Here is an 11,892-nt window from a genome sequence, read left to right on the forward strand (position 1 = left end):
CGACCTCGACGCGGCCCCGCGCAGCGCGCTGGAGGCGGAGTGGCGCCGCCCCGGTCGTTCGCTCGAGCTGCTGTGGCGGCGGCTGCGGACCAAGGACGGCTGGATCGCCGACCGCGACGTGTTCGGATCCGCCGTGCAGCGCGTCTCGGACGAGCTCGCCGACGAGCTGCTCGCGGCCCCCTACGACGGCGGTATCGCGAGCGAGCGGGCGGTGTCCGACTTCACGCGGCGCTGGATCGAGCGGCTCCGATCCTCCATCGTGGTCGAGGATGATCCGCATCTGCGAGGCGGGCACGTGCGACTCGGCCGGCAGGCCTGGCACGAGGTTGCCGTCCTCAAATTCGTGCACGCGCATTTCGTGCTCGAACGGCCGAACCTGGCCCAGGCGCAGCGCGGGCAGGCGCGCGTGCTCGAAGAGCTGGTGCTCGGGTACGAGGCCTGGCTCACCGACCCGTACGACGCGCAGCGCGCCCCGCGCGGCCTGCTGGAGTGGGTCGAGGAGTCGACGGAGCAGCTCTTCCGATTGCAGTCCGAGCGGCCGGAGCTGGTGCACGGAGACATCTCGGAGGCCGGCCTCGTGCGGCAGGGGCGGGCCCGGGCGATCCTCGACTTCGTCTCGTCGTTCACCGACCAGCAGGCGGTCTCGAGCTTCGCCGCGATGACTCGGGGCGCACTCGCGCCGGACGTTCCCGGCGTGTTCGACCTCTAACAGGAGAAGCCGTGATCGGGGTCGTGCTCAGACCTCGAAGAGTCGCGAGCGGTCCCACGGCTCGGCCCAGCCGAGCCCGTCGAAGAGGCTCGAGAGCAGCATCCCTGTGAAACCCCAGACGAGATGCTCGCCGAAGCGGGGGCTCAGCCGGAACGCCGCTCCGCGATGCGTGACCGGGCCGCGCCGCAGCACCGAGGTGCCCCGGGCTGCGGGATCGAGTAGTTCGGCGACGGGCACGCGCATCACCTCGACCGACTCGCTGTGATCCGCCGCGATCTCGCTGGGCAGACGCCACCAGCCGACGACCGGCGTGACGAGGTTGCTGCTCACCGGGATGTGCAGCTGCGTCAGCTCGCCGAGGATCTCGACGCCCCGCGGGTCCAGACCCGTCTCCTCCGAGGCTTCGCGCAGGGCGGTCGCAGAGGAGTCCCGATCCTCCGCCTCGACCCCGCCGCCCGGGAAGGCGATCTGCCCCGGATGGTGCCGCATCGTGTCGGATCGTCGGGTCAGCAGCACGTCGAGCTCCCGCGGCGCGGCGAGGCCGTCGCCCGTTCGGGCGGGCACCGCGTCGAGCTCGCCGAAGAGGATCAGCACTGCCGAGCGTCGCAGTGCGAGGTCGCCGGGATCGCCCTGTGGGATGAAGTCGATCCCGACCCCGCGCTCCAGGGCCGACGCGAGCTGCGCTCGCGCCTCGGCCGTTCCTCCTGCTGCAGTCACGCTCCCAGGCTACTCCGCGCCGATCGGCGCGTGTTCAGCTGTCCGCGAGCAGATCGGCGATGCCCTCCGGCACCCGCTGAGACCGAGCCCAGGGCTGCAGCTCACGCCGCTCCACGCGCTTGGCGCGCTTCGTCTGCTCGGCCCGCACCTGGGAAAGGACGGCGATCACGGCCGCACGCTCCTCATCGCTGACGCCGCGCGTGATGAAGCGGAACTCGTCGTCGTGCAGCGCGTCGTCGACCGGGCCGGCCTCCTGCCGCCTGGCCGCATCGCGGGCGGCGGCATCCGGTGGCGGTACGGCCTCGGCGAGCTCCTCGGCGACCGCGTCGCTGATGCCGCGATCCACGATCGCATCGAAGATCGGCGTGCCGGCGCCCTGACTCGGCTCATTCATCGTGGGCCTCGATTCTTCACCAACTGACGTCACAGCGGAATGTTGCCGTGCTTCTTGGCAGGCAGTTCGTCGCGCTTGCCGCGCAAGCCGCGCAGCGCCTTGATCACGGCGAGGCGGGTGCCAGCCGGTTCGAGCACGTTGTCGATCTCGCCGCGCTCCGCCGCGAGGAAGGGCGAGGTCACGTCGGCGGTGTACTTCGCCGTCAGCGACGCGCGCAGCGCCTCGACGTCCTCGCCGCGCTCGGCAGCGGCCGCGAGCTCCTTGCGGTAGAGGATGTTCACGGCGCCCGCGCCGCCCATCACCGCGATCTCCGCCGTCGGCCAGGCGATGTTGAAGTCGGCGCCCATCTGCTTCGACCCCATCACGATGTACGCGCCGCCGTAGGCCTTGCGGGTGATGATCGTGACGAGCGGCACGGTCGCCTCGGCGTAGGCGTAGAGCAGCTTCGCGCCGCGACGGATCACGCCCTGGAACTCCTGGTCGGTGCCGGGCAGGTATCCGGGCACGTCGACGAGGGTGAGGATGGGGATCGAGAACGCGTCGCAGAAGCGCACGAAGCGCGCGGCCTTCTCGCTCGCGTCGATGTTGAGCGTGCCGGCCATCTGCGCGGGCTGGTTCGCGATGATCCCGACCGTGCGGCCTTCGACGCGGCCGAAGCCGATCAGCATGTTGGGCGCGAAGAGCGGCTGCACCTCGAGGAAGTCGCCGCCGTCGAGGATGCCCTCGATGACGAGCTTCATGTCGTACGGCTGATTGGGACTGTCGGGGATCACGCCGTTGAGCCTGCGATCGGCGTCGGTGATCTCGAGCGCGGTGTCGCTGTCGTAGATCGGGGATTCGGCGAGGTTGTTGTCGGGCAGGAACCCGATCAGCGCGCGGGCGTAGTCGAGCGCGTCGAGCTCGTCGCTCGCGAGGTAGTGCGAGACGCCGCTCGTCTTGTTGTGCGTCAGCGCGCCGCCGAGCTCCTCGAAGCCGACCTCCTCGCCGGTGACCGTCTTGATGACATCGGGGCCGGTGACGAACATGTGGCTGGTCTTGTCGACCATGATCACGAAGTCGGTGAGCGCGGGCGAGTAGACGGCGCCGCCGGCCGACGGGCCCATCACGATCGAGATCTGCGGGATCACGCCGGAGCACTTGGTGTTGAGCCGGAAGATGCTCGCGTACTTCGAGAGGGCGACGACGCCCTCCTGGATGCGGGCTCCGCCCGAGTCCAGGATGCCGAGGATCGGGGCGCCGATCCGGAGCGCGAACTCCATGGCCTTGACGATCTTCTCACCGGCGACCTCGCCGAGCGAGCCGCCGAACGTGGTGAAGTCCTGCGAATAGACGACGACCTGGCGGCCGTGGATCGTGCCGGACCCGGTGACGACGGAGTCGCCGAACGGGCGGCTCTGCTCCATGCCGAAGCCGTGGCTGCGGTGGCGGACGTACTTGTCGAACTCGACGAAGGACCCGGGATCGAGCAGGGCGGCCACGCGTTCGCGCGCCGTCATCTTGCCGCGCGGGTGCTGCTTGGCTGCTGCTGCGGCGTCGCGGTCGCCCACGGCCTCCTGATACTTCCGGCGATGATCGGTGATCTTCGCCGCCGTCGTGGGCACGGGTGCGCTCTCGGCGCTGCTCTCGGCGCCGGGTACGGGGGTCTGTGCGGTCTCTGCGGTCACGAGAGCCAGCCTAGCGCGGTGCTGATACCGAACCTCGTAGGCTTTCGATAAAGAAGACGGAGCTTCTCTTGTGAGATTCCCACTGAGGCCGGCGCTCGATACGGCTGCGCAGGGAGGCCGGACGAGTAGGCTGGGCCCTTGTGAAGCTGCCCCGAACGCGCGAACTGCTGCCCCGTGTCGACTGGCTGGAGAGCATCGGGTCGACCAACGCCGCGCTGCGCGAGCTGCTGGAGCGCGAAGGATCCGCGCTGCCGCACGGCGCGCTGCTCGCGACGGCGGATCAGACAGCGGGACGCGGCCGCCAGGGCCGCGACTGGACGACCCCTCCGGGCACCGCGCTGGCCATGTCGATCCTCGTGCGCGGCACCGGGGCAGGTGCTGGTGCTGGTGCTGGTGGTGTTCGTTCCGTTGGGGGTGCTACGGCTCCGGACGCGCTGAGCGCGAGCTGGCTGCCGCTGCTCGCCGGTTCCGCCGTCGTCGCCGCGCTGCAGCCGTTCTTCGGGCCGGGGCACCGGGTGGGGACGAAATGGCCGAACGACGTGCATGTCCGCGACGAGGCCGACGCCGAAGCGGGGCGACCGGGGTCGAAGCTCTGCGGGATCCTCTGCGAGCTGGTGCCGATCGGCGGCGGCGAGCCGCCCGCGGTGATCGTCGGAGCGGGCATCAACCTGCTGATCCCGGAGTGGGAGCTGCCGAGCGAGCGGGCGACCTCGCTGCTGGCCGCCGACGCCGAGGTCCCCGAGATCGCGACGCTCGACGAACCCGGCGGCCCCGAATTGGCCGACCGCGTGCTCTCCGCCGTCGCCGGCGAACTGCTGCACCTGGTCGAGCTGGCGCGGACCGACCCCGGCGCCGCTCGGACCCGCGTGCTGCGCCACTCCCTGACGCTCGGCACCGAGGTGCGGGTGCACCTGCCCGGGGGAGAGATCGTCGACGGACGCGCGGTCGCGCTCGACGAGGGCGGCGAGCTGATCGTCGACCTGCCCACCGGCGGGCAGCTGACGGTCAGCGCGGCTGACGTCGAGCACCTGCGCTGACCCCTGCGCCCGGCCCGGCGTCGGAGATCTGCCGTCCGTCAGGGATTCTCGCGAAATCCGGCTGACGGACTGCAGATTTCTGACCGAGCGCCGGCGGTGGCCGCGGCGAGCTCGGGACGAGAGCGATGCTCTCGTCTATCCTCGCTCCAGCCTTCGCTGCGCTTTGTGGCCGGCGGCAGTGGCCGCCGCGACCGCGTGTCGAAAGCGATGCTTTCTCCTATGCGCGGTCGCCCTCCAGCGGGAACTCGTCGGCGAGGGCATCGATCTGCTCCGTGGTCGGATCCTGCTCCGAGAAGTCCATCTTCGGGACCGGGCGCCGGAACCCACCGGTCACGATCGCGATGATGCCGATGCCGACGACGATCCAGATCGCACCGACCAGCCAGGTGGTCGGCTCGAGGGAGGTCCACAGCCAGATCGTCAGCGCGAAACCGATCAGCGGCATCACCAGATACCGCACCACCCGCCAGAAGCCGAACGACTCGCGGCGCCCGCCCTTCGGGAACACGTAGGTGCGGATCACCGAGAGGTTCACCATCGCGAACGCGGCGAGGGCGCCGAAGCTGATCATGAACGCGACCACGTCGAGCGAGAGGAACAGGGCCGACAGCGCGAAGAACGACACCACGCAGGCGGCGACGACCGGGGTGCCGTAGCGGCGGTGCAGGCGCGAGAGCGGCTTCGGCAGCATCCCGTCGCGGCCCATCGCGTAGAGGATGCGGGAGACCGAGACCTGGCCGGTCATGCCGGATCCGAACGCGCCGACCACGTAGACGGCGACGAAGAAGGCGGTGAACGCCTCGCCGCCGATGTTGTTCATCACGGTGACACCGGCGGCTTCGATCTCGGCATCCGAGAGCGCGGTCCAGTCGGGGTGGTACGCGATCGCGCCGGCCCACGCGACCAGGATGAAGAAGAAACCGCCGACGAGCGTCGAGAGCAGGATCGCGCGTGGAATGTCCTTGCGGGGCCGTTTCGCCTCCTCCGACAGCGTCGACACCGCGTCGAAACCGAGGAACGAGAGCGCGAGGATCGCCGCACCGGAGGCGACCGCGCCGATGCCGCCCTCGCCGAAGGTGAAGGGCTCGATCAGGTTCACCTCCATGTCCCCGCCGAGGGCGAACTTGAAGGCGAGCACCATGAAGACGATCACGAGAATCACCGAGAGCGCGATGATCGCCATGTTCACCTTGTTCACGAGCGTGATGCCGAGCACGTTGAAGAGCAGCACCAGCAGCAGCGCCACGAGGGTGAACACCCATACCGGGATCGCGGGGAACTGCGTGTTCAGGTAGATGCCGATGAGCATGAAATTGATCATCGGGATGAACAGGTAGTCGAGCAGCATCACCCATCCGGTGAGGAAGCCGGCGGTCCCGCCGAAACTCTGCTGCGTGTAGGTGTACGCGGATCCCGCGACCGGGTAACGGCGCACCATCGCACCGTAGCTGGCCGCGGTGAAGAGCATCGCGATGACCGCGAGCACGTAGGCGGCCGGCAGATGCCCGTCGGTGACCTGGTTGACGATGCCGTAGGTGGTGAAGACCGTGATCACGGTCATGTAGGTGACACCGAAGAAGGTGAGTCCGGTAAGGCCGAGTGCTCGGCGCAGATGCGGCTGCTGATCAGTGGGATTCGACACGGGAGCTCCTTAGAACGGTCCTGATGCGATGGTACGCCCGACCTCCGCGCACGTGGACGTCGAATCCGCGAGTCGCGAGTCTCGATTCGCGCTGCCGGCTCAGTGGATCCGTTCGCCGGCGAGCCAGGTGCCCCGCACCGCGACCTCCGGGATGGCGTTCGGGTCGACGGTCAGCGGATCGGCGGAGAGCCAGGCAGCGTCGGCGACCATGCCGATCTCGAGCGTGCCCCGTTCGGGCGCGAGCGCCTGGCGGGAGGTGCCGGTCGTGTAGGCGGCGAGGGCGGCACCGGGGGTGATCCGCTCCTCCGGCAGCCAGGCCTCCGCAGTCGGCTCGAGGTGGCTGTGCCGGGTCACCGCCGTAGCCATCGCGGGGCGCCAGTCCTTGGTGGTGACCGGCCAGTCGCTGCCGAACGAGACGGTGCCCCCGCTGTGCAGGACCGATCCGATCAGGTACTGCCAGCCTTCGCGCTCCTTCCCGATGTGCGGGATGGTGAGCGCTTCCATCACCGGGTCGCACTGCGCCCAGTAGGGCTCGAAGTTCGCGATCACCCCGAGTTCGGCGAAGCGCTCGGCGTCGCCGGGGGCGAGCATCGCGACATGCGCGATGACGTTGCTGCGCTCGCGCGGCGGGTTTTGCGCCTCCACGGCGCCGAGTGCGTCGAGGGCCGTGCGATTCGCGCGGTCGCCGATCGCGTGCAGGTGCAGCTGGAAGCCGCTCGCGTCGAAGGCGAGCGCGGCGGCGTGGAGCTCTTCGGCGCTCCAATTGGGCAGGCCGCGCTCGTCCGGGCGATCCGCGTAGGGGTCGATGAGGGCGGCCGTGTGGTTCTCGATGCCGCCGTCGACGAAGAACTTGATGGTCTCGGCGCTCAGCCTCGGGTGGGCCAGTTCGCGGATGCTCGCGCGCAGCCGGGCGAACTCGGCGACCTGCTCGCGCCAGGTGAACGGGTCGGCGCGGAAGGCGAGGTTCACCCGGGTGCGCAGGCGGTCGGCCGCGGCGGCCGCGAGATAGGTCGTCACGTCGCGGGGATCCACCCATGCGTCCTGCACCCAGGTCGTGCCCTGCTCGGCGTAAGCCTGCGTGGCCGACTCGATCGCGGCGACGCGATCCTCCAGGGAGAAGGGCGGTACGACCTCGGCGAGGAAGTCGTTCGCGGCGGCTTCCTGCAGCGTGCCGAGCGGAGTCCCGTCCTCTCGACGGACGATGCGGCCGAGTTCCGGATCCGGGGTGTCCGCGGTGATCCCTCCGGCAGCGAGCGCCGCGGAGTTCACCCAGGCGGTGTGGTAGTCCCAGGCGCGCAGGATCGTCGGGACGTCGCCGGTCACGGCATCGAGCCAGCGTGCGTCGAAGAGCCCGCCGGGTGCGAAGGTCGCGTCGTAGCTGCCCCCGACAATCCATTCGGCTTCGGGATGCTCACGCCGCCAGGCTCCCACCGCGGCGATGATGCCGTCCAGATCCTCCGCGTCGCGCACCTGCGGACCCATGGACTCGAGCCCTCCGAGCACCGGATGCGCGTGGCCCTCGCCGAGCCCGGGGATCAGGGTGCCGCCGGCGAGGTCGACGATCTGCGAGCCCGGACGTTCCGCAAGCGCCGTTGCTTCGGGGCCGTGGGCCACGACGCGGTCGCCTTCGAAGGCGATCGCGTTGCTCGTGACCGTCCGTCCGTCGCGTCGAGCTTCGACGACGATGGTTCCGCCGGTGAAAACCGTGGTGCTCATCTCAGGCTCCGATCTGCAAGCGGCACGGTGGCTCGGCCTGCCACGGCTCGATTCTACGACTGCCGCAGGCATCGTCGCAGGTGCCGTCGTGAGCGCGTGCGCCGATCCGGGACATCGAATGTACAGAAGTATGAAGCATCTCATCGGATCTTTACCGCAGGACGATGGTTCGGCCCGCGGGCGGCGACTACGGTGGGGGCACCCGCAAATCAAAGGAGATTTCTGTGAAGCACAAGAGACTGACCGTCGCGGCCCTCGGCGCAGCGAGTGCGCTGATGCTGGCCGCGTGCTCCGGCGGTGGCACGTCCGCGCCGATCCCCCCGCTCACCGACCCGGTCGCCGGCGAGGTCGCCGAGGGCGTGCTGCAGGGCGTCACCCTCACCTACGCTGCCGACGGCGGCACGACGCAGGAGGCGCAGATGAACGCCTTCTTCAAGCCGTTCGCGGACGCGTCCGGTGCGACGGTCAACGAGGATTCGCCGCAGACGCTGGCCAAGATCCAGGCGCAGGTCGACACCGGCAGCTACCAGTGGGATTTCGTCTCATCGTACGGAGACCAGATCTCTCGCGAGTGCGGCGTGCTCTTCTAGAAGCTCGACCAGTCGAAGCTCGACCTGTCGAACGTCCCCGAGAGCCTCCTGGACGCCACCGAGTGCGGCGTGCCCTCGATCGCCTACGCGATGATGATCACCTACAACACCGACACGTTCGGCGACAACGGCCCGCAGTCGTGGGCCGACTTCTACGACACCGCGAAGTTCCCGGGCACCCGGGCGCTGAACAGCGGCGACGGTCAGATCGACGGTTCGATCGTGCAGGGCGCGGCGATCGCAGCCGGGTGGGATCCGGCGTCCGAGCCGTTCTCGGCCGAATGGGCCAACAAGGGGCTCGATAAGATCGAGTCGATCAAGGGCGACATCGTGTTCTACGCCACCGGCGCGCAGGCGCAGCAAATGCTCGAGTCGGGCGAGGCCAAGGTCGGCGGCGTGTGGAACGGCCGCGCGCTCGCCGCAGAGCGCAACGGCGCTCAGATCCAGGCCGTCTGGACCGACTGGATCTCGATCGTCGACTACTTCGCGATCATCAAGGGGTCTCCGAACGCCGAGGCCGCCTACTACGCGATCAACTACGCGTACGGCGCGGCGCAGCAGAACCAGTGGACCGAGGAGAGCGGCTACTCGCCCATCAACACCCAGTCCGCGCCCGATGTCGACGAGTTGACCTCGAGCTACATCACGACGACGGCCGAGCGCGAGGCGACGTCGGTCGCGCTCGACCTGCCCTTCTGGGCCGACGCCGACGGGGTGGCCCCGCTGCAGGATCGCTGGGCCGGAATCGTCGCAGGCGCCTGATCGGCGACCCGGGTTCCCGACCCTTCGAGGTGAAAGACGGATCGATGTCATCAGGACCTGATACCACGCAGTTCTCGGAACTCTCCACGCGCGCGATACGGACGGCCGGCGGGTCGAAGAAGCCGGCCAGGGCGGGCTCGAAGGCGGGCGGCATGCTGCTGCTCGCGCTGCTGCCGGCGTTCGTCGTGCTCGCGGCCTTCTACTTCTATCCGATGCTGACGGTGCTCGTCGAGGCCTTCACGCATCCCCAGCCCGGCCTGCAGAACTTCGAGTGGTTCTTCGCACAGCCGGTCAATCTCGCCGTGCTCTGGCGCACGCTGTTCATCAGCTTCTGGGTGATGATCATCTGCGTGATCCTCGCCTTCCCCTTCGCCTTCTTCATGACGGTGGTGAAGCCGACGACGCGCAACCTGCTCATGCTGATCGTGCTGATCCCCTTCTGGACGAGCATGGTGGTGCGCACCTTCGCCTGGGTCGTGCTGCTGCAGGACAGCGGTCCGATCGGCCAGTTCGTGGCGCTGTTCGGTGTCGAAGAGCTCGGCATCATGCGCACGCCGACCGCGGTGCTGATCGGTATGGCGCAGGTGCTGCTGCCATTCGTCGTGCTGCCGATCTACGCAACGATGTCGCGGATCGATTCGCGGCTGCTCACCGCCGCGATCAGCCTCGGTGCACGGCCATCGAAGGCCTTCGTCTCGATCTATCTGCCGCTCAGCCTGCCGGGCGTCGCCTCGGGCGCGCTGCTGTGCTTCGTGATGGCGCTCGGCTTCTACATCACACCGGCCATGCTCGGCAGCTCGCAGGACGCGTTCCTCTCCACGCTCATCCAGGGCCAGGTGCAGGGCCTCGCGCAATGGGGCCACGGCGCGGTCATCGGCTTCGTGCTCCTCTTCGTGACGCTCCTGATTCTCGGCGTCGCCCAGTACATCGGCAAGAAGACCGGCAGCTCGGTGCAGGACATGGTCGGAGGGAGCAAAGCATGAACACCGTCCGCCCACTCACCAAGGGGCTCCTCACCGTGGTCGCGGTCGTCATCGCGATCTGGCTCATCGCGCCGATGTTCGCGGTGTTCCCGATCTCGTTCGCGGCCGACGCGAGCTTCCAGTTCCCTCCGAAGGAATGGTCGACCCGCTGGTACGAGTCGTTCTTCACCAATCCCCGGTGGCTCCAGGCGCTCGGCAACTCCGCCGCCATCGCCCTGTTCGCGGCGACCCTCGCGACGGTGCTGGGAACGCTCGCCGCGCTCGCGATCAACCGGTCGAAGAGCCGGCTCGCGGGCCTCGCGCAGACCCTGATGCTCACGCCGATGATCGTTCCCGCGATCATCGTCGGCGCCGGCGTCTACACGTTCTTCCTGCGCACAGGACTCGCCGGCACGATGTTCGGCTTCGTGATGGTGCACGTCACCCTCGCGCTCCCGCTCGTGGTGATCGCGGTGAACGCGAGCCTCTCGGGCTACGATCGGAGCCTGGAGCTCGCCGCCGCGAGTCTCGGGGCCGGCCGGCTGAAGACGTTCTTCACCGTGACCGTGCCGCTCATCGCACCGGGCGTCGCTGCCGGCGCCGTCTTCGCCTTCGTGACGAGCTTCGACGAGGTCATCGTCTCGCAGTTCATGGTGAGCCCGTCGCTGCAGACGCTTCCCATGATGATGTACACGAGCGTCACGCGCACGACGGATCCGACGATCGCGGCGGCCGCCTCGCTCATCCTGGCGACCGTGATCCTCGCCTTCCTCTTCTACCAGTTCGTGGTCGTGCCGCTCTCGCGCCGAGGCCGCAAGAGCGCCGGATGATCCCGGCCCACGACACTCGACCGCACCTGAGACCTAAGGACCCAGTCATGACCGACGATACGATCCTCAACCTTCGTCTACTCTCGAAGTCGTACGGCGAGGCCGTCGCGCTCAACGAGATCGACCTCGCCGTGCAGCGGGGCGAGTTCCTCACCTTCCTCGGCCCCTCGGGCTCGGGCAAGACGACCACGCTGAACCTGATCGCGGGCTTCATCGAGCCGAGCACCGGCACCATGCAGCTGAACGACCAGCCGCTCGAGAAGCTGAAGGCGCACGAGCGCAACCTCGGCGTCGTCTTCCAGCACTACGCGCTCTTCCCGCACATGACGGTCGCCGACAACGTCGAGTATCCGTTGAAGCAGCGCAAGGTGCCGAAGGAGGAGCGGAAGCGCCGCGTCGCCGAGGCGCTGGAGATGGTGCGTCTCTCGGAGTACGCGGATCGGTACCCGAGGCAGCTCTCGGGCGGCCAGCAGCAGCGCGTCGCGCTCGCTCGCGCCGTCGTCTACGACCCCCCGATCCTGCTCATGGACGAGCCGCTCGGCGCTCTCGACAAGAAGCTGCGCGAGTGGCTGCAGATGGAGCTGCGCCGCATCCACCGCGAACTCGGCAGCACGTTCATCTACGTCACCCACGATCAGGAGGAGGCGCTCGTGCTCTCCGACCGCATCGTCGTGTTCAACGAGGGCAGCATCGAGCAGGTGGGCACGGCCCACGAGCTCTACGAGGCGCCGCGCACGCTGTTCGTCGCCAAGTTCATCGGCGAGTCGAGCGTGTTCTCCGGCGAACTGTCGGAGGGCGTCGTGCGCGCGGGCGAGCTGGAGTTCGCCGGCCGCGGCGAGGTGCGCCCCGGGCCGGCGGCGGTGGTCGTG

General features: G+C 68.8%; 11 protein-coding genes and 1 pseudogene. 7 read left to right on the forward strand and 5 right to left on the reverse strand.

Features of this window, described 5'->3' with window-relative positions; all coding sequences use genetic code 11:
- Positions 1-709, forward strand: a pseudogene (locus ACFPZL_RS05870) (phosphodiesterase); the annotation flags it as partial.
- A gap of 27 nt (positions 710-736) precedes the next feature.
- Here ACFPZL_RS05870 and ACFPZL_RS05875 read toward each other — a convergent pair.
- From ACFPZL_RS05875 to ACFPZL_RS05885, 3 genes are read right to left on the reverse strand one after another with little or no spacing between them, the layout of a single operon-like run.
- Positions 737-1,426, reverse strand: coding sequence for an NUDIX hydrolase (locus ACFPZL_RS05875; RefSeq protein WP_218114632.1), 690 nt, complete (start codon positions 1,424-1,426; stop codon positions 737-739).
- Positions 1,427-1,460: 34 nt separating this feature from the next.
- A complete protein-coding gene (locus ACFPZL_RS05880; protein WP_236021976.1) occupies positions 1,461-1,820 on the reverse strand; it encodes a hypothetical protein in 360 nt (119 codons plus the stop codon).
- Between the two features lie 29 nt (positions 1,821-1,849).
- Entirely contained in the window at positions 1,850-3,421 is a 1,572-nt protein-coding gene (locus tag ACFPZL_RS05885) for an acyl-CoA carboxylase subunit beta (protein ID WP_218114675.1), read from the reverse strand.
- Between the two features lie 203 nt (positions 3,422-3,624).
- On the opposite strand from ACFPZL_RS05885, the gene ACFPZL_RS05890 reads away from it, so the two are divergent.
- Positions 3,625-4,521: a biotin--[acetyl-CoA-carboxylase] ligase gene (locus ACFPZL_RS05890; protein ID WP_218114633.1), complete on the forward strand. Its 897-nt coding sequence runs from the start codon at positions 3,625-3,627 to the stop codon at positions 4,519-4,521.
- Positions 4,522-4,738: 217 nt separating this feature from the next.
- Here ACFPZL_RS05890 and ACFPZL_RS05895 read toward each other — a convergent pair whose 3' ends face one another.
- Both ACFPZL_RS05895 and ACFPZL_RS05900 read right to left on the reverse strand, forming a co-directional pair.
- A complete protein-coding gene (locus tag ACFPZL_RS05895) occupies positions 4,739-6,163 on the reverse strand; it encodes an APC family permease (RefSeq protein WP_236021977.1) in 1,425 nt (474 codons plus the stop codon).
- Between the two features lie 99 nt (positions 6,164-6,262).
- On the reverse strand, positions 6,263-7,879 hold the full coding sequence (locus tag ACFPZL_RS05900; RefSeq protein ID WP_382334875.1) for an amidohydrolase: 1,617 nt from the start codon (positions 7,877-7,879) through the stop codon (positions 6,263-6,265).
- A 224-nt stretch (positions 7,880-8,103) separates the two neighbouring features.
- Here ACFPZL_RS05900 and ACFPZL_RS05905 point away from each other — a divergent pair, with 224 nt between their 5' ends.
- The 5 genes from ACFPZL_RS05905 to ACFPZL_RS05925 form a co-directional block, all read left to right on the forward strand.
- Positions 8,104-8,469: a type 2 periplasmic-binding domain-containing protein gene (locus ACFPZL_RS05905; protein ID WP_218114635.1), complete on the forward strand. Its 366-nt coding sequence runs from the start codon at positions 8,104-8,106 to the stop codon at positions 8,467-8,469.
- A 24-nt stretch (positions 8,470-8,493) separates the two neighbouring features.
- Positions 8,494-9,231: an extracellular solute-binding protein gene (locus tag ACFPZL_RS05910; RefSeq protein WP_328798010.1), complete on the forward strand. Its 738-nt coding sequence runs from the start codon at positions 8,494-8,496 to the stop codon at positions 9,229-9,231.
- A gap of 44 nt (positions 9,232-9,275) precedes the next feature.
- A complete protein-coding gene (locus ACFPZL_RS05915; protein WP_218114637.1) occupies positions 9,276-10,214 on the forward strand; it encodes an ABC transporter permease in 939 nt (312 codons plus the stop codon).
- The gene (locus tag ACFPZL_RS05920) at positions 10,211-11,023 is read left to right on the forward strand and encodes an ABC transporter permease (RefSeq protein WP_218114638.1); all 813 of its coding nucleotides are present in this window, start codon (positions 10,211-10,213) and stop codon (positions 11,021-11,023) included. The genes ACFPZL_RS05915 and ACFPZL_RS05920 overlap by 4 nt, the downstream gene beginning before the upstream one ends.
- Before the next feature lie 47 nt (positions 11,024-11,070).
- Positions 11,071-11,892: ABC transporter ATP-binding protein (locus ACFPZL_RS05925; RefSeq protein WP_382334877.1), on the forward strand; the 822-nt coding region annotated here is incomplete at its 3' end.

Source organism: Leucobacter soli (genome assembly GCF_042659205.1).
Lineage (GTDB): Bacteria > Actinomycetota > Actinomycetes > Actinomycetales > Microbacteriaceae > Leucobacter > Leucobacter soli.